The organism is Serratia sp. HNCC26DJ244, from assembly GCF_057180565.1.
The window spans coordinates 269,485-293,005 of sequence record NZ_JBXUGO010000002.1 but is presented as its reverse complement, the minus strand read 5'-3'; the positions used below and the strand labels follow the sequence as shown (position 1 = coordinate 293,005).

General features: G+C 48.2%; 17 protein-coding genes and 3 tRNA genes. 7 read left to right on the top strand and 13 right to left on the bottom strand.

Annotated features, from left to right (window positions below):
- Positions 1-74: 74 nt before the first annotated feature.
- From AC2A06_RS02880 to pncC, 8 genes are all read right to left on the bottom strand, one after another.
- Positions 75-151, bottom strand: a tRNA-Arg gene (locus AC2A06_RS02880).
- Between the two features lie 67 nt (positions 152-218).
- Positions 219-295: transfer RNA gene (locus tag AC2A06_RS02875), tRNA-Arg, on the bottom strand.
- 3 nt (positions 296-298) lie between these two features.
- Positions 299-391: transfer RNA gene (locus AC2A06_RS02870), tRNA-Ser, on the bottom strand.
- A gap of 293 nt (positions 392-684) precedes the next feature.
- On the bottom strand, positions 685-870 hold the full coding sequence (csrA, locus tag AC2A06_RS02865) for a carbon storage regulator CsrA (protein WP_002209449.1): 186 nt from the start codon (positions 868-870) through the stop codon (positions 685-687).
- Between the two features lie 450 nt (positions 871-1,320).
- Positions 1,321-3,948, bottom strand: coding sequence for an alanine--tRNA ligase (gene alaS, locus AC2A06_RS02860; protein ID WP_484379287.1), 2,628 nt, complete (start codon positions 3,946-3,948; stop codon positions 1,321-1,323).
- A gap of 135 nt (positions 3,949-4,083) precedes the next feature.
- Positions 4,084-4,614 carry a recombination regulator RecX gene (gene recX / locus AC2A06_RS02855; RefSeq protein ID WP_484379286.1) on the bottom strand — a complete coding sequence of 177 codons (531 nt, stop codon included), beginning with the start codon at positions 4,612-4,614 and terminating at the stop codon, positions 4,084-4,086.
- A 210-nt stretch (positions 4,615-4,824) separates the two neighbouring features.
- Positions 4,825-5,895: a recombinase RecA gene (recA, locus tag AC2A06_RS02850; protein ID WP_473195972.1), complete on the bottom strand. Its 1,071-nt coding sequence runs from the start codon at positions 5,893-5,895 to the stop codon at positions 4,825-4,827.
- A 199-nt stretch (positions 5,896-6,094) separates the two neighbouring features.
- On the bottom strand, positions 6,095-6,589 hold the full coding sequence (pncC, locus tag AC2A06_RS02845; RefSeq protein ID WP_484379285.1) for a nicotinamide-nucleotide amidase: 495 nt from the start codon (positions 6,587-6,589) through the stop codon (positions 6,095-6,097).
- Between the two features lie 310 nt (positions 6,590-6,899).
- On the opposite strand from pncC, the gene AC2A06_RS02840 reads away from it, so the two are divergent.
- Positions 6,900-8,186: an MFS transporter gene (locus AC2A06_RS02840; RefSeq protein WP_473195974.1), complete on the top strand. Its 1,287-nt coding sequence runs from the start codon at positions 6,900-6,902 to the stop codon at positions 8,184-8,186.
- A gap of 44 nt (positions 8,187-8,230) precedes the next feature.
- Here AC2A06_RS02840 and mltB read toward each other — a convergent pair whose 3' ends face one another.
- Positions 8,231-9,316: a lytic murein transglycosylase B gene (mltB, locus tag AC2A06_RS02835; RefSeq protein WP_484379284.1), complete on the bottom strand. Its 1,086-nt coding sequence runs from the start codon at positions 9,314-9,316 to the stop codon at positions 8,231-8,233.
- Positions 9,317-9,709: 393 nt separating this feature from the next.
- Between mltB and AC2A06_RS02830 the strand changes: the two genes are divergently transcribed.
- Positions 9,710-10,447: a carbonic anhydrase gene (locus tag AC2A06_RS02830; RefSeq protein ID WP_484379283.1), complete on the top strand. Its 738-nt coding sequence runs from the start codon at positions 9,710-9,712 to the stop codon at positions 10,445-10,447.
- Between the two features lie 121 nt (positions 10,448-10,568).
- Here the strand turns inward: AC2A06_RS02830 and AC2A06_RS02825 are convergent, their stop codons facing one another.
- Together AC2A06_RS02825 and AC2A06_RS02820 are read right to left on the bottom strand one after the other, a co-directional pair.
- Entirely contained in the window at positions 10,569-11,915 is a 1,347-nt protein-coding gene (locus AC2A06_RS02825; RefSeq protein WP_484379282.1) for a sigma 54-interacting transcriptional regulator, read from the bottom strand.
- Between the two features lie 9 nt (positions 11,916-11,924).
- Positions 11,925-13,694: an ATP-binding protein gene (locus tag AC2A06_RS02820; protein ID WP_484379281.1), complete on the bottom strand. Its 1,770-nt coding sequence runs from the start codon at positions 13,692-13,694 to the stop codon at positions 11,925-11,927.
- A 323-nt stretch (positions 13,695-14,017) separates the two neighbouring features.
- Between AC2A06_RS02820 and AC2A06_RS02815 the strand changes: the two genes are divergently transcribed.
- The 4 genes from AC2A06_RS02815 (at position 14,018) to AC2A06_RS02800 (ending at position 17,667) form a co-directional block, all read left to right on the top strand.
- Positions 14,018-14,497, top strand: a complete 480-nt coding sequence (locus AC2A06_RS02815) for a periplasmic heavy metal sensor (protein ID WP_484379280.1) — start codon at positions 14,018-14,020, stop codon at positions 14,495-14,497.
- 434 nt (positions 14,498-14,931) lie between these two features.
- Positions 14,932-15,399, top strand: a complete 468-nt coding sequence (locus AC2A06_RS02810) for an outer membrane lipoprotein (RefSeq protein WP_473195980.1) — start codon at positions 14,932-14,934, stop codon at positions 15,397-15,399.
- Positions 15,400-15,666: 267 nt separating this feature from the next.
- Positions 15,667-17,121, top strand: a complete 1,455-nt coding sequence (locus AC2A06_RS02805) for an alpha/beta hydrolase (protein ID WP_484379279.1) — start codon at positions 15,667-15,669, stop codon at positions 17,119-17,121.
- Between the two features lie 153 nt (positions 17,122-17,274).
- Positions 17,275-17,667, top strand: coding sequence for a VOC family protein (locus tag AC2A06_RS02800; protein WP_484379278.1), 393 nt, complete (start codon positions 17,275-17,277; stop codon positions 17,665-17,667).
- A 97-nt stretch (positions 17,668-17,764) separates the two neighbouring features.
- On the opposite strand, the gene AC2A06_RS02795 is transcribed toward AC2A06_RS02800, so the two are convergent.
- Positions 17,765-19,126, bottom strand: a complete 1,362-nt coding sequence (locus AC2A06_RS02795) for a glycerophosphodiester phosphodiesterase family protein (protein WP_484379277.1) — start codon at positions 19,124-19,126, stop codon at positions 17,765-17,767.
- Between the two features lie 630 nt (positions 19,127-19,756).
- On the opposite strand from AC2A06_RS02795, the gene mutS reads away from it, so the two are divergent.
- A complete protein-coding gene (mutS, locus tag AC2A06_RS02790) occupies positions 19,757-22,318 on the top strand; it encodes a DNA mismatch repair protein MutS (RefSeq protein WP_484379276.1) in 2,562 nt (853 codons plus the stop codon).
- Positions 22,319-22,507: 189 nt separating this feature from the next.
- Here the strand turns inward: mutS and rpoS are convergent, their stop codons facing one another.
- Positions 22,508-23,503 carry an RNA polymerase sigma factor RpoS gene (gene rpoS / locus AC2A06_RS02785; protein WP_023491770.1) on the bottom strand — a complete coding sequence of 332 codons (996 nt, stop codon included), beginning with the start codon at positions 23,501-23,503 and terminating at the stop codon, positions 22,508-22,510.
- Between the last annotated feature and the right edge of the window lie 18 nt (positions 23,504-23,521).

The window sequence follows — 23,521 nt, the reverse complement described above, 5'->3', positions numbered from 1 at the left end:
GTTATCCTCTTTTGCGCGACCTTTCAGATAGTATTTATCTGAAGGCGAACACTCTTAGAGAGATGTTTATAAAATGGTGCATCCAGGAGGATTCGAACCTCCGACCGCTCGGTTCGTAGCCGAGTACTCTATCCAGCTGAGCTATGGATGCATAGAACTATTACTGATACTGCTGATACCCCAGGGTCAACCTTGATAACACGACCATGTGGCTAAAATGGTGCATCCAGGAGGATTCGAACCTCCGACCGCTCGGTTCGTAGCCGAGTACTCTATCCAGCTGAGCTATGGATGCAAATGGCGGTGAGGCGGGGATTCGAACCCCGGATGCAGCTATTAACCGCATACTCCCTTAGCAGGGGAGCGCCTTCAGCCTCTCGGCCACCTCACCACACGCTTCTTTCGAATTGTGCCTGATCTGCTTTTTAGAGAAGCACATTGGCACTGCGTGGCGCACATATTACTTTCCCCGACTTATAAGTCAAACAATTTTTCCTAACTGATGTGCGTTTGCACAAATCACAGCCAAGATGGATGATTTGACGGCAAAAAAAGCACGTATTCACCCTCTCATCAGGTGATCTCAGACAAAAAAATGAGTCAGAACGTAAAGGTTATCAGGAGAAATATTTGAAGAGGGGGGAGGGAGAGCGTCTCGCTATTTAACGAGACGCTATTGAGAAATCAATAAGTCGTCGGTTGAGACTTTTCGGCCTGGATACGCTGATAGATTTCTTCCCGGTGGACGGACACCTCTTTGGGTGCATTCACACCAATACGGACTTGGTTGCCCTTAACACCTAGCACAGTAACTGTGACCTCATCACCAATCATGAGGGTTTCACCAACTCGACGAGTCAGAATTAACATTCTTTGCTCCTTGAAAGATTAAAAGAGTCGGGTCACTCAGTTTCCCGGCTATTATCCATGATATACAGTGAAAACGTAAGTCAATGGACAACAATAAATGTAAATATACCCATTATCATGTAAGGTACCGAGAAGTTATCTGTGCTTAGTTATTAACCTCATCCATAAGCCCCAACCAGAACTATCGCAAGTCACACTCGCCTCAGCTCAAGATTGATTTAATCCAATAAATCAATAGATTACAAAAACCTACTGGGATGTATACCTTTGCCTTCTACCTATAACTTAAATGAACTTGGGCATAGACTTGCTATCACACCAGACTAATGAATAAGTTTAGCCAACCTAAAAAACTTTGTGCCGATAATTATAACAACATTGCGTTAGCACGCTAATAAATGCCATATCATACAATACGTTATGGCATTTATTGATACTAATTTTTTATAGTCACAGTTTTGAAACCACCCAGGCTTCTATACTGTTTAAAGCCGCAGGAAGGCCACTGATATCGCTTCCCCCTGCCATTGCCATATCCGGGCGGCCACCACCTTTACCACCGACTTGTTGAGCAACATGACCCACTAGGTCACCCGCTTTAACCCGGTCCGTCAGATCTTTGGTTACGCCCGCGATTAGGCTGACTTTACCTTCGTCATGCGTTGCCAATACGATGATCGCCGAACCCAGTTGATTTTTAAGGTCGTCGACCATAGTACGTAATATCTTCGGCTCAACATTATCCAACTGGCTAACCAGCAACTTGACGCCACTAACCAGTTTCGCTTTGCTCGACAGAGAAGCACTTTCTAAGGCGGCTTGTTGATCTTTCAACTGCTGCAGTTCTTTTTCCAAAGCACGGGTACGATCAAGCACTGCACGAACTTTATCGTTCAGGTTATTACTATCACCTTTCACCAAATTTGCAATATTTTGTAACAAATCACTTTGCTGGTGTAGGGTAGCTATCGCCCTTTCCCCGGTCACCGCTTCGATACGGCGAATGCCTGCGGCAGTACCAGACTCACTCTGAATCCGGAATAAGCCAATGTCCCCCGTACGACTCGCATGGGTGCCACCACACAGCTCAGTAGAGAAATCCCCCATGGTTAGCACGCGAACATGCTCATCGTACTTCTCGCCAAACAGCGCCATCGCACCCTTTTGCTTGGCATCATCCAGCGCCATGACTTCGGTCTGTATAAGTAAATTACCGCGAACTTGCTGGTTAACCAGATCTTCTACCGCACGAATTTCTTCTGGCTTCATGGCTTCAGAATGTGAAAAATCGAAACGTAGATACTTATCATTAACCAATGAACCTTTTTGCGCCACATGCTCACCCAAGACCTGGCGCAAGGCCGCATGTAACAGATGAGTTGCCGAATGGTTCAGACGAATGCAATTGCGGCGTGCACTATCGACCAGCGCATCAACCCCCTGATTCAATTTCAGCGAGCCGGAGAGCAATTTGCCCAGATGCCCAATAGCTTGACCATATTTCTGTGTGTCACTCACGGCAAATTCAAGACCCGCTGCTTTCAGCACGCCCTTGTCGCCAACCTGACCACCTGACTCTGCGTAGAATGGCGTTTCATCTAATACCACGACCGCTTCTTCACCGGCCTTAAGCTCATCGACGGGTTTACCATCACGGAATAGTGCCGTTACTTTCGCCAGTTGCTCTACACGCTCATAGCCATTAAATTTACTGGCACCGTCAATACGGATCATACTGTTGTAGTCCGCACCAAAACCGCTAGATTCACGAGCACGGCGGCGCTGAGCCTCCATCGCCAGTTCAAAACCAGCTTCGTCAATCTTCAGACCACGCTCCCGGCAAACATCAGCAGTAAGATCTACTGGGAAGCCGTAAGTATCATACAAACGGAATACCGTTTCGCCATCCAGGGTATCCCCTTGCAGCTTAGCCAACTCATCATCCAACAGCATCAAACCACGTTCCAAAGTACGAGCAAATTGCTCCTCTTCGGTTTTCAAAACCTGCTCGACTTGTGCCTGCTGTCGCTTCAACTCATCAGCGGCAGGCCCCATGACTTCAATCAACGGAGCAACAAGTTTATAGAAGAAGGTCTCTTTCGCACCCAGCATATTACCGTGACGGATCGCGCGACGAATGATACGGCGCAGCACATAACCCCGATTTTCATTTGAAGGAATGACACCATCGGCAATCAGAAATGCACAGGAACGGATATGATCAGCGATAACCCGCAAGGATTTGTTGCCGAGATCAGTGGCGTCAGTCAGTTTGGCTACCGCCGCAATCAGGGTACTAAACAAATCAATATCGTAGTTAGAATTCACATGCTGCAATACCGCGGCAATACGCTCGAGCCCCATGCCCGTATCCACAGAAGGCTTAGGCAGCGGCAGCATGGTGCCATCGGACTGGCGATTGAACTGCATGAACACGACATTCCAGATCTCAATATAACGATCGCCATCTTCCTCTGGGCTGCCAGGAGGTCCTCCCCAGAGATGGTCACCGTGATCAAAAAAGATCTCAGTACAAGGACCACATGGCCCGGTATCGCCCATCTGCCAGAAGTTGTCAGAGGCAAAAGGTGCCCCTTTATTATCACCAATACGGATAATACGCTCTGCAGGCACCCCAATCTGTTTTTGCCAGATATCGAAAGCTTCGTCATCAGTCTCATAGACTGTTACCCACAACTTCTCTTTTGGTAGGTTGAACCAGTTTTCACCCGTTAACAGTTCCCATGCATAGCTGATAGCGTCATGCTTGAAGTAATCGCCAAAGCTGAAGTTGCCCAACATCTCAAAGAAAGTGTGGTGGCGAGCGGTGTAACCCACATTTTCTAGATCGTTATGCTTACCACCAGCACGCACACAACGTTGTGACGTGGTTGCACGGGAGTAAGCTCGTTTGTCCAATCCCAGGAAAACATCCTTGAATTGGTTCATTCCGGCATTGGTAAACAGCAATGTCGGATCATTGTTAGGAACCAGAGAGCTGCTTGCTACAACCTGATGACCTTTACTATGAAAGAAATCGAGAAACGCTTGACGGATCTCAGCGGTGCTCTTGCTCATAATTTTCCTGGAAAGACTAGAGAATGATGCGTGAACCAGAGGAACAACACCCAGACGCTTTCATCGGGTTCACGAACTAAATGTGGGGATAAGATAAATTTTCTTCAGTTGGAAGTAAAATACCGAGTGCGCAGATCAGACAAAATCACGATAAATTGACTGAATTTCTTCTTGAAAGAAACCTCGATAGAGCAAATAACGCAACACTTTGGCCTTCTCTTTCCACTCTACTGGTAGTGGATCACCAAATTTATGCAGCGCAACCTTCCTGGCCAATTCACACCAGTCGATTGGGCATTCAGCCAATGCAGCTTGAACAATTTCCTTCTCAACACCTTTTTGTACAAGTTCTGAGACGATACGTTGTGCACCATATCCCTTACGGCTACGGCTGGCTATAAAGCTATCGGCAAAACGCCGGTCGTCTAGCCAATTATGTTGATAACAATAGGCTATCAGCCGTTCGATCATTGCGGGGTCAATGGGAGCTGTCGGTTCAACAGGACGTTTGGCCGCACCAAACCTGAGGTTTTCTACACTTGGCGGCACCGCAAGTTTGCGACGCAGTTCAGCTTCACTGTGATCTCGCTGTGATAACCAGCGCATCACTCTGCTTATTAATATATTTTCTTTCTTATCGAAAAGTTGGGGAGTAACTTCCTTCATCTACTCTCTCCCGCGACTTCAAGCAATATTGCGTCAAACAATATTGACTCAAACAATATTGCCTCAAACAACACCGCGTCAAACGACACTGAGTCAAACAATAATATTATTGTTAGCAGTTTCAGGCGCCCTGACTACGTAACGCAGTCAGGGACGAGTGAAGATCTATTGAGCAGCTATATACAACTTGAGCATAACGACCAGCCAGAATTAAAACTCTTCGCTGGTTTCTGCCTCATTGTCGTCTACCACTACCGTATTAGCATGAGCTAACACCGGCTCGCCATTGTTGTGCAACAGCAAATCACGCAATCTCTTATCCAGCTCAGTAGCAATTGCAGTGTTTTCTTTCAGGAAGTTACAGGCATTAGCCTTACCCTGGCCAATCTTTTCACCGTTGTAACTGTACCAGGCACCGGCTTTTTCGATCATTTTGTGTTTAACACCCAGATCGACCAATTCGCCACAACTGTTGATCCCTTCACCATAGAGGATTTGGAATTCAGCTTGTTTAAACGGGGCCGCAACCTTGTTCTTCACTACTTTTACCCGGGTTTCGCTGCCGACCACCTCGTCACCTTCTTTGATCGCACCGATACGGCGGATATCCAGGCGGACAGAGGCATAGAATTTTAGTGCGTTACCACCGGTAGTGGTTTCCGGGTTACCAAACATCACACCAATCTTCATACGGATCTGGTTAATAAAGATCAGCAGAGTGTTGGCATTCTTTAAATTACCGGCCAACTTACGCATTGCCTGGCTCATCATACGAGCCGCCAAGCCCATATGTGAGTCACCGATTTCACCCTCAATTTCCGCTTTTGGTGTCAAGGCCGCCACCGAGTCGACAATGATGACATCAACTGCACCAGAGCGAGTCAATGCATCACATATTTCTAGGGCTTGTTCACCGGTATCTGGCTGGGAACAAAGCAAATTGTCGATATCCACACCCAGCTTCTTGGCATAAATTGGGTCCAACGCATGCTCGGCATCAATAAACGCACAGGTTTTCCCTTCGCGCTGAGCAGAGGCAATCACTTGCAAGGTCAAGGTTGTCTTACCTGATGATTCTGGGCCATAAATCTCGACGATACGGCCCATCGGCAGACCACCTGCACCCAATGCAATATCAAGTGACAGAGAACCAGTGGAGATCGTTTCTACGTCCATAGAACGGTCTTCACCCAAACGCATGATGGAGCCTTTGCCGAACTGTTTCTCAATCTGGCCCAGTGCCGCAGCTAACGCCTTTTGTTTGTTCTCATCAATAGCCATTTTTGCTCCTTTTTTGCCATGTTGGGTTGACCCACATCGCCACAGAATGTATACCCATTGCCATTCAAGCTGCTAGGGATTAGTTCAGTTACCGCTACCTATTACTACCTACGACTGCTACCTGAACGTTACTACAACCAGGGAATAGGTTAAGCAGGGAATGCATCTAATTATACTGTATGCTCATACAGTATCAAGGTTAATTTTGCAAAAATTCCTCAAGTACTCTTTGCAGCGAGAAAATCGTTGCTTGCAAGCGGACCGCATCACGATCGCCAGCAAATTGTTTCCTGCACGCCAGTACCCGACCACCACGTTCAGCGAAACCAAACCAGACCGTACCAACCGGCTTTTGCTCACTGCCCCCATCCGGACCAGCAATACCACTGACAGAAAGCGCCAGGTCAGCCTTGGCGGCAGATAAAGCACCCAGCGCCATCTCGCATACCACCTGTTCACTGACCGCGCCATAAACCTCCAAGGTTTCTTTTTCTACCCCTAACAATTCGTGTTTGGCCGTATTGCTATAGGTGACAAAACCACGGTCAAAATAGGCTGAGCTACCGGCAATATCAGTAATCGCCTTGGCTATGCCTCCCCCCGTGCAAGACTCGGCACAAGTGATCCACTGGCCACGGTTTTTTAATCTTTGCCCAACAGTAATACTGAGCTTATGTAGTTGGTTCTCACTCATCATCGCTCCTTGGAGAATCAGGGGATAACCCGGTCATTATTCAAGTTGCAAAAGTGTTGAGCAGCGCTTGCAAAGACAGGGATATATGTGCCTGATTGTAACATTTATCAAGCACTGCTGGTGACTCTGTTAAAGAAATGCATAATGCTTCGCAGGAATGCCATTTCAAACTACCGTTCTAAATGTCAGGCTGATATAACTCAGCCAACATCGCTGCAGCTTGAAGGGTTCCAAGGATAAATTAATGTGGAAACAGACCCGCCAGCCCACTCTATAATGGGCTGCGCTTGAGCTAAAACAGGAAGGCTGAGTGAAAAAAACATTAGGGGTATTCTTTCCACTGTATACCACCACGTTGTTAATGCTACTGGGCGCAGGGTTACTGACAACCTATATATCCTTGCGACTAGCCTCTATCAATGTCAGTGGTACTTTGATTGGCGCCATTGTTACAGCCAACTATCTTGGCCTGGTGATCGGCGGCAAGGTGGGGCACTTTCTGATTGCCCGAGTGGGTCACATCCGAGCTTATGTTTCCTGTGCGGGTATCATTACCGCCGCCGTACTGGCCCATGGTTTGACGGAATACATTCCAGTATGGGTCGTATTGCGGCTGATTATTGGCCTATGCATGATGTGTCAGTACATGGTTTTAGAGAGCTGGCTGAATGATCAATCCGAGTCCAATCAACGCGGTATGGTATTTGGATTTTATATGGCGGCATCTTACCTTGGCATGTCACTAGGGCAACTCGTCCTGATGCTGCAAACCAGCCTGGACATCAGTACGCTATTGCTGATCGCTCTGTGTTTTTCCCTCTGTCTGGTCCCCATCGCGCTGACTACCCGCACTAATGCGCGCCACCTGTCACCAGCCCCCATGGAACTGCGCTATTTTGTCAGCGCCATCCCCAGAGTACTGGCAGCGATGTTGTTTATCGGCATGGCTGTAGGGGCCTTTTATGGGCTAGCCCCGGTTTATACCAGTAAACAGGGACTGAGTACCCAACAAACCGGCCTATTTATGGCCATTGCTATTTTTGCCGGATTGGTGGCCCAGCTTCCGCTAAGTTGGTTGTCCGATCACTATAATCGAACCAGACTTATGCAGATTAACGCATTTTTATTGATTATTGCTGCCTTACCGCTAGCACTACTACCACAAATTGATTTTCATATGCTGCTGATGCTTGGCTTTATTGTCAGCATGCTGCAATTCACGCTTTATCCATTGGCAGTGGCTCTCGCCAATGACCTAATAGAACCAAAGCGTCGTGTTTCGCTTGCTGCTTGCCTGCTGATGGCATTTGGCATCGGAGCCAGCATTGGGCCATTAGTCGTGGGGGCACTTATCCCGTTTTGGGAGGGCAATATTCTCTACGCCTTTATCGCTTTATGCGGCATGTTGATTATGGCCTGCGGCAAAAATATGCCAAAAGCAGGATATCAAAGGGTGCCGGATGCGCCAGTACCCCATTGCGCGATGCCAGGCAGCCAATCCGACGCACCACTTTCCCCGTCATCGAAACCAACCTTTAATGAGCCAATCATTCACGAAACACTACCGACGACAAAACAGGCCCCACTTGAGCAGTGAGGCCTGCTAAAAGAGCAGGCCATTAAAGGCAAAATTCATTGGGCTCAATGCCCACGCCGCGCTCGGCCAACGGCCTCCCCTAATTGCCATACCGCCATAGCGTAGTGGACACTGTGGTTATAGCGAGTAATAGTGTAAAAATTAGGTAATCCGTACCAATATTCATATCGGTTGCCCATATCCAGACGCAACAGGCTGGCTTGCTGATTTCCTTCCAATGACCCGCGAGGCGTCAACCCAGCCGCCGCCAATGTAGCAACCGAGTATTTTGTCTTAAACCCGAAGTCCAGCCCCGGTGCTTGGCCGCTGGCTGGAACGGCGACTGTTGCGCCATGCGTCCAACCGTGAGATTTAAAATAATTCGCTACGCTGCCAATAGCATCCACCGGATCCCAGAGGTTTATGTGACCATCGCCATTAAAATCAACCGCGTAACGTTTAAATGATGACGGCATAAATTGACCATATCCCATCGCCCCCGCGTAAGAGCCTTGCAAAGAAAGCGGATCATCACCTTCTGCACGTGCCATCAGCAAGAAAGTTTCTAACTCACCACTAAAGTATTCAGCACGACGCGGATAGTTAAACGACAATGTCGCCAAGGCATCAATAATGCGAGTTTTACCCATTACCCGGCCCCAACCGGTTTCTACTCCTATTATGCCAACAATAATTTCCGGTGATACACCATAAACTTGCTCAGCACGCTGTAGTGCTGCTTCATGCTGATTCCAGAACATGACGCCTTTTTGGATATTGTCCGGCGTTATAAATTTGCTGCGATAACGGATCCAGGCACCATTTGGACGAGTTGATGGTTGACCAACAGGCGCTTGTTTATCCATCAGAGTCACAACCCAATCCAATTGACGAGCCTGTGCCAAAACATCATGCAATTGCTGGCGCTCAAAACCATGCTCGCGCACCATTTTGTCAATAAAACGCGCCGTCGCCGGATTATCAGCAAAATCACCACTTAATGGATGTATGGCATGTTGCGGTGATAGCACAAAACCACTTTGTGAAATCGAGTTATTAGCAGGAACAACAGGTTCTGCAACAGGCTTAGGTTGACTGCTGCAAGCAGCCAGTAAAGAAAAAAGAGGTAAAAAGGTGACCAGGCAGCGCATTGGATATCCATATAAACCAAGTAAAAGGGATACCTACTATGTTAGAACATTGTCCAACATCGACAAATAGGAATATGCACTCGACCAAGCGACTCAGCTCGCCAATTGAATGTCACAAACCCAACCTACATCACAATTCAAACTAAAGAATGATTCACTTTTCACCAATATGACATTAAATAGCGAGAAAAATAATCTTAGCGGGATATTATATTGCCATAATCCACTAAAATGATTGAGGAATTACCATACTCACCCAGTGAGCGCACTATAATTAATTCGTATTAGGGGATAAATCATCTCCTTTTTTTATCGGCAAAATCGTTACTGTTGCAGCCAAGATCACTGCTGCTTATCAGATCACCGTATACTCTAAATAACACGAGAGGCATTATGAGTAAGCATCTGTTACCTGAACCATCGCGCCGCACGCTATTAAAACGTACCGCAGCCGTTTCTGCATTAGCCATCACCGGAATTGCCGGCATTACCCTGCCGTCTGTAGCCTTTTCCGCCGCGATGACCAAAGAAGAACGCGATAAAATGACACCGGATGAAATCATTGATAGCTTTAAACAAGGTAATATCAGATTTCGTGAGGGAAAAATGCAGCAACATGATTATGTTGCTCAAAAGCAAGCCAGCCAGCATGGGCAATTTCCCGCTGCAGTAATTTTAAGTTGTATTGACTCACGTGCTCCGGCAGAGATCCTGCTAGATGTGGGTATCGGCGAAACCTTTAATGCTCGGGTTGCCGGTAATATTCAAAATACTGATATTCTCGGAAGTATGGAGTTTGCTTGTGCCGTTGCTGGGGCCAAAGTGGTACTGGTTATGGGGCATACTGCCTGCGGTGCGGTTAAAGGCGCAATTGATCATGCCGAACTGGGTAACCTGACATCCCTGCTCCACAAGATCAAACCCGCTATCGATAAAACCGAGTATAAAGGAGAGCGTACCGGTAGCAATTATGACTTTGTCGATGCTGTCGCCAAAACCAACGTTCAAATGACCATTGAAGATATTCGCAAAAACAGCCCGGTACTGAAAAAGCTGGAAGATGAAGGGAAAATAAAGATTGTTGGCAGTATGTACCACTTAAATGGCGGCAGAGTAGAATTTCTCGCCTAAGCGTCGCCTGATTGGTGCGGGTACCATTATACCGCCAAACGCCATTCATCACGGAATGATATCTGCCCCAAGGATGGGACTTTATGCCCCCCAATAACTTGAGTCACATCAGGCCGCTCTCTTATTTATGCAATTTGGCTAATAATGTTTTGCGGGTAATACCCAACTGCCTGGCCGCTTCAGTTTTGTTACCTGCCGTCTTTTCCAATGCAGCTAAAATCGCCTCTTTCTCTAACTGTTCAAGTGGTTGAATTAACATCTGTTTTTCAGACTGAATAGGCAGTGACTCCGCGCACTGGCTAATGCTCAGCGGCAACTCTTTTTCACTAATAAAATCCCCTGTTAGCAGGATCACCCCCCGCTCAATGCTATTCTCAAGCTCACGAACATTACCTGGCCAGGGGTATTTCACCAGTAAATCCATGGCTTGCGGTGTAAAGCCTTTCACCCTCTTGCGATTACGCTCGGCAAACTTGGTCAGAAAATGCATCGCCAGCAAAGGAATATCTTCCCCACGTTGACGTAATGGCGGGAGTTCCACCGTCACCACATTCAGCCGGTAGTAAAGATCCTGGCGAAATTTACCTGCTTCCACATCAGCCAACAGGTCCCTATTCGTGGCGGCAATTAAGCGCACATCCACCGATAATGTTTGGTTACTACCCACCCGCTGGATCTCTCGTTCCTGAATGGCTCTCAGCAATTTCACCTGCATCAATGGTGAAATCTCGCCAATCTCATCCAGAAACAAAGTGCCGCCATTGGCCACCATAAAACGCCCTTCGCGACGCTTATCGGCCCCAGTGAAAGCCCCTTTCTCATGACCAAACAGCTCTGACTCCAAAAGAGATTCACTCAATGCAGCACAGTTGACACTGACTAACGGCTGTTCCTTACGCAGACTATTCGCATGCACGACTTTGGCGATTAACTCTTTACCTGTACCCGATTCACCGCTGATTAACACAGTCGCCTCAGAAGGGGCAATCATGGCAATCATCTCCATCAACTGGCGCATGGGTTTACTGCGCCCGATCATATTCTGATCATCAAACAGTAAACGTTGCTTCAACGCGAGATTCTCAGTTTTCAGTGAGGTATGTTCCAGTGCTCGCTCAAGCGTCAGCCGCAGCATGTCGAAATCCAACGGCTTGGTGAGGTAATCATAAGCACCTGCTTTAATCGCCTCCACCGCAGACTCAACATTAGAATAAGCCGTCATAATCAATATGGGTATCGCAGGATTATAAGCCTTGATGACCTTGAGTAGTGCGATGCCATCCATTTCAGCCATACGTACATCACTCAATACCAGATCAAACGGCTGACTTTTCACTTTCTCGACCGCCTCGAGACCATGATGAGCCACACTGACTCGATATCCCCACCCCGTCATCAATGCCTGTAAAATCGTGCAATGACTGAGGTCATCCTCTACCAGAAGAATTTGTGCGCAAGGCGTTACCATATATTTTCCCTACTGTTCTTTATGTTTGAGCGGGATAATCATTTCAAAACAGGTGCCCAATTGGGGATGGCTGGTCACCGAGATCGTCCCTTGGTGCTCCTCAATCACTTTTTGCACTATCGTCAACCCTAGGCCTGTTCCCGTCGCTTTAGTGGTAAAATAGGGGTTAAAGATTTTTGCCAGTTCATCTGGTGGTATACCACGCCCTGAATCACTCACGGTAATATGTAATTCCCTATCACCCACCGTTTCAACCCCGACTTCAAGCACACCTTCAGTTCCCATTGCCTGAATAGCATTGAGGTATAAATTCAACAACGCTTGAGTGAAATGATCAGGATCGATCTCCACACTGGGTAATGGGCTATGACAACAGTAGCGTAGGGTGATGTTTTTTTGCTGCGCATCCTGATGAATTAATAACAATGAATGCTCAATCACGGCATTAATGTCTGTCGGTTTCAGGCATAAATCGCTAGGGCGTACCAATGCCAACAATTCGCTAATCACCCGATTAAGACGGTCTACTTCTTTCGCCATGACGTTGGCAAGCTCTTGCTCCTCACTGCCCGGCAACGAACGGGCGGCAAAATAACAGGCAAAGCCTTTAATCGAAGAGAGTGGATTACGGATCTCGTGAGCCACACCGGCAGCTAAATCCCCAATCGCAGCCAGTTTTTCTTTACGGCGAATTTCCTCTTGCAGTTGGCGTACTTCTCGCAAATCACGAAAGATAAAAACGTTTCCTAGAAAATGCCCCTGCTGGCTGAGGATATTGGTCACACTAACACTCAACGGCAACATCTGCCCGTCAGGCAATCGGTACTCCATTTCCTGCTCAATAACCGCTAGCCCTTGAGCATTTTTTTCCACCCACTGGTTCCACTCGATGGGCAGGGCCTGCTGGCTTTTCTGACCAACCAAACCTACTGCATCATACCCTAGCATACGCTCAGCCACCGGGTTCACTACTCGGATTTGGTGTTGTTCATTGGTGGTAATCAGGCCAATTGGTAAATTGCTGATAATCTCGCTGGCAAAAGCCTTTGAAGCCTGCAATTGCTGGTTAGAACGTTGATAACGCCGGGCCAAGAACAGCGCGAGTAGACTGACCACACTGAGTAATAATAAAATCGTCAGCAGGATAACGGTATTCCGCATCCCCCTTTCTTGAGCGGCATCCAGCGCCGCAGTATCAAAAGCAACAAAAATGATCGATTGCGGGTCATCTTTAAGTTCATTAACCTCTCTCTGCGCCAAGTGGCGCCCATTCATCATATGACCCGCACGCCCATTATTCCCCCTTAATGGTTTGAAAAAACGATAGGCCTCAAAAGCATTCTGTGGATTATGTTGCGAATTGACCAACGTCGTCATATGCCACTGTTCTGAACCCGTTACGTTAAGTGCAGCGAGCTGTTGTGGGGTATACAACTGACTACCAATGCGTTGAGGATCACTATGTGCCAAGATACGCCCGCTACCATCTGTCAGCGCGATATAGAGCACCCCAGGCTGATAGGCCATCTCTTCCAGCAGAGTCTGTCGCTGATCCTGGTGCCAACGCATCCCCATCCCGGCCCGCGCTCCAGATTCAAAAGAGCGAATCAATACCGCACTTTTTTCACGCAATGTCTGCAGCTCAAGATCTCGCCCACGCTGTAGATCTTTAAAAGCCAATGTGATGATGATCGCGACTAACATTAGCAGTGACCCCATCACCATCCAGCCGGGCAGCGTCGCCAATAACTTCAACTTATTTTTAAATTCTGTTGCCATTAGCGCCTCTTCCCCTAAGGGGCTCAATGGGTAAATATTACCCATACTAGCCATATTGCGAGTAAAAATTACCCACTTTCTTTGAAGTAATCGCCTGGCAAGGAGCGATTGCCCTGCGGCTCATGTTTATTCTTGCCGTCAGACTATCACTGAACTTCCCTTTATAACGCTGCTTGCCTAGCAAAACCGCCATCAATAACGACGCTATAACCATACAATTCCTATGCCAGTTTGATCATGGCACGCGTGTTGCAATACATGTTGTAACACGCATGCAAATGCATCCCTTGATAATCATTGGTACTCAACAGAAGGAATAAATCATGAAACTGAAAAAAGCTTCTTTGGCCGCTATCATTTCTATCGCCATGTTGGCAGGGTTAAGTCAGGCTGCAATGGCACAAAATGGTAACCGTGGGCAAAATATGGCCAATCAACAAGGTATGAACCAAGGTGCAGGTTATCAACCCGGCTATATGGCGAACCTGACGCCTGAGCAACAGACCATCCGTCAGAAAGCATTTAATGACTTCCAGCTTAAAACGGTTAATTTGCGCCAACAACTGATCGCCAAGAAAGCTGAATACAATGCGCTTTTAACCAGTAAGCCCCTTGATGAACAGAAAACGTTAGCGGTCAGCAAAGAAATTTCTGCGCTACATGACCAGTTGTATCAGCAACGTGTTGCCTTAGATACTGAATTGGCCAAAGCCGGTCTCCCTGCCATGGGTCACCGAGGAGGTATGGGTGGAATGGGTGGAATGGGCGGAGGGGGTATGAATAGTGGCCGCGGATGTCGCTAACTGCCCATTATCATTCAAGAACTAGCGTGAGTTTAAGTTGGCGGGTGAATGATCAATCGGTCTAATGAACCTTACGGATGAGGTTCATCATCCCCCCAGAGGCTGCTAACCCTAATGGCAGGCAGCTATGAACCTACTGCCTGCTACGCCAATTATTTTACCTATCGAAATCCTAGCGTGGCGCGAAAACCACCCCATCCCATCATTCCTATTTTTTATTTTATAATCAATTAATTAAGCAATAACACGCCATCAATAAAAGCGGCCAATCCAACAAAAAAACGCCCGGTAACATACGAAAAATCCGAGTTTTTATACTGACACCCTGATATAATTTTTTCTTATGCTACCTGAATAAAATCAAGTTGCTGCCATACTAACTACTAACGGAGCAATCATTGTTCCCTGGTAAAATCAACCTGTTTGGAGTTTATATGACTAAAACAATCGTTGGCATTGCTATTGCTGTTGCTGTTCTTAGTGGGTGTGCCACTAACCAGACCTCTTCTGGCGATACGTTTACTGCATCACAAGCCAGGCAGGCTCATATCGTGACTTATGGCACTTTGGTAACAGTGCGTCCTGTGACTATCCAGGGTGGCAATGGTAATAATACTGCTGGAGCTATAGGTGGTGCTGTGGTGGGTGGGCTGCTGGGTAATACCGTGGGTGGCGGTTCTGGGCGCAATCTGGCAACCGGAGCAGGAGCCGTGGGTGGTGCCATGGTAGGTTCAAATGTGCAAGGTGCCATGAATCGTAGTGCGGGTGTCGAGCTAGAAGTCCGCCGTGATGATGGCGTCAACATCGTGGTGGTTCAGGCGCAAGGATCAACGCAGTTTCATGTTGGCCAACGTGTCGCCCTGGTGACTAATGGCAGTACCACTACCGTATCACCGCGTTAACCGTCTGAGCTATACGCCACAATTTTGATCTGGTTGATGCAAGTTATCGCCCACAAAAATCACAAGGAGGTGATTTCCAGCCGATTCGCGCAGTAGCAGTCGTTGCGCAGGCCCATCAGCTCAATCTCATGGAGCAACTCAATCCCCCTGCCGCTTGAATGATGACAGGTATATGATGGTTCAGGATAGCAAAGTGATCCTGCCTTACGGAATAATCGCGAGTGATCCGGCTCGTTCATTACAATAAAAAAACGGAGTTAGCGTTAAATGTTTATCAAATGGATTAAACGAATTGTCCTGCTGATGGTGCTGTTACTCATCGGGGCACTAGCCGGGCGTATTTATGACACCCAACGTGGGCCATCGCTGCAACTTTGGCACACCTTCGTTCCACATGAAATGCGCGCCAGTGAAATCGACAAAGCCAGTTGGGCTGACTACCTTAAGGTTGAAGACAATCTATTCAAAGAAGTAAAACTGAATGTGACTGACAAACTGGACAGCAGTAAACAAACACCACTGAATCGCTACTATTCTGGTAGCCCAATCTACCCCGAAAAATTTGCCACTAACTGGAACCGTTCCTACACCATGATGCCGGAAGGCAAACCAAAGGGTGTGGTGGTGTTGTTGCATGGCTTGACCGATACCCCTTATAGCCTGCGGCATATTGCTAATAATTACCGTCAGTATGGCTATGCAGCAGTGGGTATTCGTTTACCGGCCCATGGCACCGTGCCTGGAGCCCTGACTGATGTCGCGTGGGAGGACTGGCTGGCCGCGACCCGCCTGGCCGTCCGTGAAGCTAAACGTCTTGCTGGTGATGATGTACCGCTGCATATCGTTGGATTTTCCAACGGTGGTGCGCTGGCGATGAAATATACCCTGGATACCCTTGACGATCCGACGCTGGCAAAACCGCAACGTGTGGTACTGATCTCCCCGATGATTGGTGTAACCAGTTTTGCCCGTTTTGCTGGATTTGCTGGTTGGCCTGCCATTTTCCCCGCTTTTGCCAAAGCAGCCTGGTTAGGGATTGTGCCTGAGTTCAACCCATTCAAGTTCAACTCGTTTCCGGTGAATGCTGCACGTCAATCTTTCCAACTGACCCAAGTATTGCAAAATCAGATCGCCACCGATTCACGCAATAACAAGATGAATGAATTACCACCGATACTGACATTCCAATCCGTGATGGACTCGACGGTCAGTACCCGCGCGGTAATTACTTCACTGTACAACCACCTACCAGCCAATGGTAGCGAAGTGGTCCTGTTCGATTTGAACCAGGCGGTGGCTTTCGGTCCACTGCTCAGAACCACTTCCTATACTGCACTGCCTCGGTTGTTACCTGCACCACCACGCAACTATAAGGCGACCATTGTCACTAACGTGACCTCAGAGACCACCGATACGGAAGCCCGTATCGTGGCAGCAGGGCAAACCGCAGAAACCAGAGAAGCGCTGGGTATCACCTATTTGCCAGATATTTTCTCACTGTCACACGTGGCGCTCCCCTTCCCTCTAAGTGATTCGCTATATGGGCGCTACCCGGATCCGCGCAATCAATATGGTATCAGCTTGGGTACTTTTGCTGCTCGAGGGGAACGTGCCGTTCTGGTGGTCGGGCTGGATTCGCTAATGCGTCTCTCCTCTAACCCTTTCTTCCCTTATATGATCCAACGCATTGATGAGAACATAGGCACCATGCCGGAGAAGTAAGGCTGTCAGTGATAATGACCCGTTCACAAACGGGTCATTATCCGGTGCTCGACCCCGCTTGATATCCCCAAATGGATAAATTTTTTGCCAAGAATGGCGTTAAAACTCACAAACTAAAAAAATTTTATTAGCAATTAACCTTGGGGCCATAACATGAATTTTTATCATCTGCGAATTGCCCGCCCTGTCACCCATCTGGATAAAAGTTGTGAAATGTATTGCCATGGATTGAACCTGCAAAAAATAGGGGGGTTTGAAAATCACAGCGGGTTCAGCGGCTATATGCTAGGACGCGCCGATATTCCATGGCATCTGGAATTTACCGCTTGTCTTGACCATCCGATCTCCCCAATCCCTTCCGTAGAAGATCTTTTGGTTTTGTATATCCCCGATGACATTGAGTGGCAAACAGTTTGCGATAACATGATTGAAGCAGGGTTTTTATGCATTCCCGCTTTTAACCCTTATTGGGATAATCATGGCCGAACATTTGTTGACCATGATGGCTACAGAACTGTTATTCAGCATCAAACTTGGCAATCGTAATTAAGCCTCGTCCTTGAGGCTTATCTTTACTGCCAACAGCAACACGGGCTTATTGAACGCCTAATGGCCACCGAGCAGCAACTTAGGTGATAACAGCTTAATGCCCAGTCTGTTTCAAGTAGGCCTCACGTGCCGCATAAGCCGTGTTGGTAAAGTCAGAAAAGACACCATCAATACCCGCTTGGAAGAACTTGAGGTACTCCTGCTTAGGATCGCCATGATAAAGGCCGGCAAGGTATTTCGGCTCATCGCGGAAAGTAAAGACATGAACGAACAGACCCGCCTGGTGAGCGTCGCGGATGACATTAGTCGGTTCGACACTATTCACATCGGCCAATAAGCCACTGTAAGGTTTACCCTCTTTCCCTTGTTCCTTCCAAGGGGAAACTTTCAACGCCATCAGTTGAGGTTTCCACGGGCCAATACCGTCCGCGTAGGTTTTGATTTCCGCCAGTCCTTCAGGGGTGAGCATCGAACCAAAGTAAGCCGGGTTACCGGCCAGCGTCCAACTATAAGGGCGTCCGCTGACAAAAGTAGAAGAGTCATTAGTGTTGTAAATCATCTCGCCGGTTCGATAGTTCACATCGTTACCATCAATAAGCTGCACCACTTTCGCTTTCAACCCTTTGCTACGCATATATTTCAGGCTGGCAGGGTCGAAGCTTTGCACGTAGATCGCCGCATCTTGGTGATTAAGTTTATTCTTCTCAATCACTTTGATTATTTCATCCTCGAACGGGTGGCTTCCCGGCTTACCACAACCATTGGCGATCGCCTGAGCATTATTCCAATAGGGGTTTTTACTTTCCGGGTAGACAGATATCTGGCGCCCTGTGGCTTTGCTCTGTGCGTTAGCAATATCGATCACTTCCTGGAAAGTCAGCACTGGATACTTGCCATTATCCTTCGAAGGCCGAAGATCACGCGCATCGTAGGTGGTACCACCAATCCACCTTTTCAGTTCTGCCACCGTGAAGTCACTGATTGACCAGTCATTGGTATGGTCCTCACCATCCACAATCAACGACTTGAGCACCGACTTAGGATCCTGCGGGTCTGTCAGGTCGGTCAAATAAGTGCTCGGGCCACTCTCGGCGGTGGCTGGCCAAGCAACGTTCACCGCTACACCTGGTACAGTACGTTTACGAGCGGCTACTTCAGGATTCGTTTTGGCAACGTCGGCAATATTGGTGTTATCACTCAACCAGGGATTATGACGGGCGACCAATACACAATCCTTGGTCATATGCAGGTCTAACTCCAATGAATCCGCCCCGGCCTTCGCCGCGGCCTCATAAGCAGGCCCCGTCTCTTCTGGGAATAATCCAGGTAGACCACGGTGACCAACCAACAATGGTGCTTTCCCATCAAGTGTCGGCAGTGAAGAAGTACCGAAAGCTGGGTATATTCCCCCTGCTAGCGTTGCGCCGATAAACAAGGATATTAAATGTTTTTTCATTTCCTAATCCTATTAAAATCAAATAAATGGAATCAAATTAATACTTATCGATTATGAGTGATTTGAACGGTTCCCCCTGTGACGACTTTGCCGCTTATCCTGGTTATTAGGTTATTCAAACAACGAGTACATCGTCGCCAGGTGCCAACGTGAACTCAATGGGGGAGAAAAGCTCGAAATCGAGCAATATAGTATTATATATCGCGCATTTTTCTGTGAGCATCACGTTGTTTTTTCGAAAAAGTAAAATTATGAAAGTGACTTATCATCAAGTCATTTAAATTGTGGGTCTGGCAGCAGCTTGAATAAAAATGGCTATCTCATCTGCCTGGACAAAATTGCGGGTTGCCTCGCGGGGTTGGGCAATAATTTCAAAATCAGGCACATAACCTCGTATTGTTCTGATAACCTCAAGCGGTGAACAATCAAGACACAGATTGCAGCAGTAAACCTGTGGGTGAATGACGATGATTATCAGTGATAAGATTCGCCTTTGGTTGCGGATTGGATATAAAACATGCCCTGGCACGGTTTAGCATGAGATATCACTGATTGATTCAAATCTACGCCGCCATGTTCACCCGACCTAGCTGAGAACACAACAGACTGATTAAGCGAGTTTCCTCAAATATGAAAGAGTCATTTGATACGGACTTCACCGGCCATACACCAATGATGCAGCAGTATTTGCGTCTTAAAGCACAGCACCCAGAGATCCTGCTGTTTTACCGCATGGGGGATTTCTACGAGCTGTTTTATGACGATGCCAAACGCGCTTCTCAGTTGTTGGATATCTCACTGACCAAGCGAGGCGCTTCAGCAGGTGAGCCCATTCCCATGGCCGGTGTTCCCTACCACGCGGTAGAAAACTATCTTGCCAAGCTGGTTCAGCAAGGGGAATCAGTAGCAATCTGTGAACAGATTGGCGACCCAGCCACCAGTAAAGGCCCGGTTGAACGCAAAGTGGTGCGCATCGTTACCCCGGGCACCATCACTGACGAGGCCTTGTTGCAGGAGCGGCAAGATAACTTGCTGGCGGCTATCTGGCAAGATGGCCGCGGTTTTGGTTATGCCACCCTGGACCTCAGTTCTGGGCGTTTCCGCATTGCCGAACCTGAAGACCTGGAAACGATGGCTGCCGAATTACAGCGCACCAATCCTGCTGAACTGCTCTACCCAGAAACCTTTGAGCAGATGGCGCTAATTGAATCACGTCATGGTCTGCGCCGCCGCCCACTGTGGGAATTTGAACTAGAAACGGCGCGCCAACAATTAAATCTGCAATTTGGCACCCGCGATTTGAGTGGTTTTGGTGTGGAGCAAGCGCACCAGGCTCTGCGTGCCGCTGGTTGTCTGCTGCAATATGTTAAAGATACCCAGCGTACTTCACTGCCCCATATTCGTACTATTACCATGGAGCGCCAGCAAGATGGGATCATTATGGATGCGGCTACCCGCCGCAATCTGGAGATCACCCAAAGCCTTTCTGGTAGCAGTGAAAATACCCTGGCGGCCATTCTTGACCGCACCGTCACGCCAATGGGTAGCCGCATGCTAAAACGTTGGTTACATATGCCAACGCGCGATAGTGTCGTGCTTCACCAACGCCAGCAAGCCATCACCACACTGCAGGATCTCTATGCCGATTTGCAGCCACCACTACGGCAAGTGGGTGATCAGGAGCGTATTCTTGCTCGTCTGGCGTTGCGAACCGCCCGTCCGCGGGATTTGGCCCGTATGCGCCATGCGTTTCAGCAGTTGCCCAGTATCCGCGCAGTGCTGGAAAACTCGTCAACACCTTATGTGCAGCAGCTGTTGTCACAAATTGGTCAGTTTGACGAATTACAAGCGCTACTGGAACGCGCCATTGTTGAAACGCCACCGGTGTTGGTACGTGATGGCGGTGTGATCGCCAGCGGCTATAACACCGAGTTGGATGAATGGCGTGCCTTGGCAGATGGCGCCAGTGACTATTTGGATCGGTTAGAGGTGCGTGAACGTGAGAAGCTGGGCTTGGATACGCTGAAAGTCGGCTTTAATGGCGTTCACGGTTATTATATCCAGGTGAGTCGAGGGCAAAGTCACTTGGTGCCGATCCACTATGTTCGTCGCCAAACACTGAAAAATGCTGAGCGCTACATCATCCCTGAGCTGAAAGAGTACGAAGACAAAGTGCTCACTTCGAAGGGGAAAGCACTAGCTATCGAGAAAGGGCTCTATGAAGAGCTGTTTGACCTGCTGTTACCCCATCTTGAAACATTGCAACAAAGCGCTGGCGCGCTAGCTGAACTGGATGTTTTGGCTAACCTGGCAGAGCGGGCTGAAACAATGAACTATGCTTGCCCGACCATTAGCGAACAACCGGGTATTCACCTTACCGAGGGGCGTCACCCGGTGGTAGAGCAAGTCTTGAGTGAACCCTTTATAGCCAACCCGGTTTCACTCTCGCCGCAACGCCGCATGTTAATCATTACTGGCCCAAATATGGGGGGTAAAAGTACCTATATGCGCCAAACAGCATTGATTGTCCTGATGGCACATATCGGTAGTTTTGTACCGGCAACCAAAGCGATTATCGGCCCAGTCGATCGCATTTTTACCCGGGTTGGGGCCGCTGATGATCTGGCCTCTGGCCGATCCACGTTTATGGTGGAAATGACTGAAACCGCCAATATTCTGCATAACGCGACCGAAAACAGCCTGGTACTAATGGACGAAATTGGCCGGGGCACCTCCACTTACGACGGTCTTTCTCTGGCTTGGGCCTGCGCTGAAAACCTGGCTAACCGCATCAAAGCCATGACACTGTTTGCTACCCACTATTTTGAGCTAACCACCCTGCCAGAGAAAATGGAAGGTGTGGTCAATGTTCACCTGGATGCTCTGGAACACGGCGATACCATCGCCTTTATGCACAGTGTGCAAGAGGGGGCGGCCAGTAAAAGCTACGGCTTGGCCGTGGCTGCATTGGCGGGAGTTCCCCGGGATGTGATCAAACGCGCTCGTCAGAAATTGCGCGAATTGGAGATGATTTCTAGCCAAACAGCGACTGGGACGATAGACGCCACCCAAATGACGTTACTGAATGAAGAGGTCTCTCCCGCCGTCGAGGCATTGGAAAAGTTAGACCCGGATACCCTGTCACCTCGCCAGGCGTTGGAATGGATCTATCAGTTAAAAAAACTGGTCTGAGCCCAGCTTTTCACTATGACGCTTTAACTATGGAGCTTTAACTATGACGCTTTAACTGATGGCGTATAGAGCATCACTGCCCCGAACACCTTTCTAGCGCCCCAAAGACCTTGCTAGTGCTTAGTGTGTTAAGGGCCAAAAAAAACGGTGAGCATCATACTCACCGTTTCTATTTTGATGTCACTGTATTTATTCGCGGAACAGAGCTTCAATACTCAAGCCCTGCATCTGCAGGATTTCACGTAAGCGCCGTAAACCCTCAACTTGGATTTGACGAACACGCTCACGGGTTAAACCAATTTCATGCCCCACGTCTTCCAGCGTTGCCGCTTCATAACCTAACAAACCGAAACGACGAGCCAACACCTCACGCTGTTTAGCGTTCAATTCAAACAACCACTTAACGATACTTTGTTTAATATCATCGTTTTGCGTGGTGTCTTCTGGCCCATTCTCTTTCTCATCTGCCAAGATATCCAGCAGAGCTTTTTCAGAATCACCACCCAGCGGCGTATCGACAGAAGTGATACGTTCATTTAAGCGCAACATACGGTTAACATCATCAACCGATCTGTCAAGCTGCTGTGCAATCTCTTCAGCACTGGGCTCATGGTCCAGTTTATGAGAGAGCTCACGTGCAGTACGCAAATAAACATTCAACTCTTTTACGATGTGGATCGGTAAACGGATCGTACGGGTTTGATTCATAATCGCCCGTTCAATCGTCTGACGGATCCACCAAGTCGCATAGGTGGAAAAACGGAAACCGCGTTCTGGATCAAACTTCTCCACTGCACGGATCAGACCGAGGTTCCCCTCTTCAATCAGATCCAACAGTGCCAGGCCACGATTGCTATAACGACGTGCAATTTTCACGACCAGCCTCAGGTTACTTTCTATCATGCGGCGGCGCGCGGGTACATCTCCGCGCAGTGCCCGCCGTGCAAAATAGACCTCCTCTTCTGCGGTCAGCAGCGGAGAGTAACCGATTTCGCCCAGATAGAGCTGCGTTGCATCCAATACGCGTTGGGTAACACCTTGAGACAAGAGTTCATCTTCTGCCAAGTCATCCTCACTGGTTTCTTCCTCCAGCTCAGGTTCATCAAATGACTCAGCCTCCGTGGCATTCTCATCGAAATCTACTTCATCGTGTAACTCATTAACTTTCAGCGTATTTTGGCTCATAAGGCGGCTCCTACCCGT

Bases quoted from the DNA above. Each gene is read 5' to 3' on its own strand.
- csrA (WP_002209449.1), bottom strand. From the start codon at position 870: ATGTTAATTCTGACTCGTCGAGTTGGTGAAACCCTCATGATTGGTGAT.
- alaS (WP_484379287.1), bottom strand. From the start codon at position 3,948: ATGAGCAAGAGCACCGCTGAGATCCGTCAAGCGTTTCTCGATTTCTTT.
- recX (WP_484379286.1), bottom strand. From the start codon at position 4,614: ATGAAGGAAGTTACTCCCCAACTTTTCGATAAGAAAGAAAATATATTA.
- recA (WP_473195972.1), bottom strand. From the start codon at position 5,895: ATGGCTATTGATGAGAACAAACAAAAGGCGTTAGCTGCGGCACTGGGC.
- pncC (WP_484379285.1), bottom strand. From the start codon at position 6,589: ATGAGTGAGAACCAACTACATAAGCTCAGTATTACTGTTGGGCAAAGA.
- mltB (WP_484379284.1), bottom strand. From the start codon at position 9,316: ATGCGCTGCCTGGTCACCTTTTTACCTCTTTTTTCTTTACTGGCTGCT.
- AC2A06_RS02830 (WP_484379283.1), top strand. From the start codon at position 9,710: ATGAGTAAGCATCTGTTACCTGAACCATCGCGCCGCACGCTATTAAAA.
- AC2A06_RS02825 (WP_484379282.1), bottom strand. From the start codon at position 11,915: ATGGTAACGCCTTGCGCACAAATTCTTCTGGTAGAGGATGACCTCAGT.
- AC2A06_RS02820 (WP_484379281.1), bottom strand. From the start codon at position 13,694: ATGGCAACAGAATTTAAAAATAAGTTGAAGTTATTGGCGACGCTGCCC.
- AC2A06_RS02815 (WP_484379280.1), top strand. From the start codon at position 14,018: ATGAAACTGAAAAAAGCTTCTTTGGCCGCTATCATTTCTATCGCCATG.
- AC2A06_RS02810 (WP_473195980.1), top strand. From the start codon at position 14,932: ATGACTAAAACAATCGTTGGCATTGCTATTGCTGTTGCTGTTCTTAGT.
- AC2A06_RS02805 (WP_484379279.1), top strand. From the start codon at position 15,667: ATGTTTATCAAATGGATTAAACGAATTGTCCTGCTGATGGTGCTGTTA.
- AC2A06_RS02800 (WP_484379278.1), top strand. From the start codon at position 17,275: ATGAATTTTTATCATCTGCGAATTGCCCGCCCTGTCACCCATCTGGAT.
- AC2A06_RS02795 (WP_484379277.1), bottom strand. From the start codon at position 19,126: ATGAAAAAACATTTAATATCCTTGTTTATCGGCGCAACGCTAGCAGGG.
- mutS (WP_484379276.1), top strand. From the start codon at position 19,757: ATGAAAGAGTCATTTGATACGGACTTCACCGGCCATACACCAATGATG.
- rpoS (WP_023491770.1), bottom strand. From the start codon at position 23,503: ATGAGCCAAAATACGCTGAAAGTTAATGAGTTACACGATGAAGTAGAT.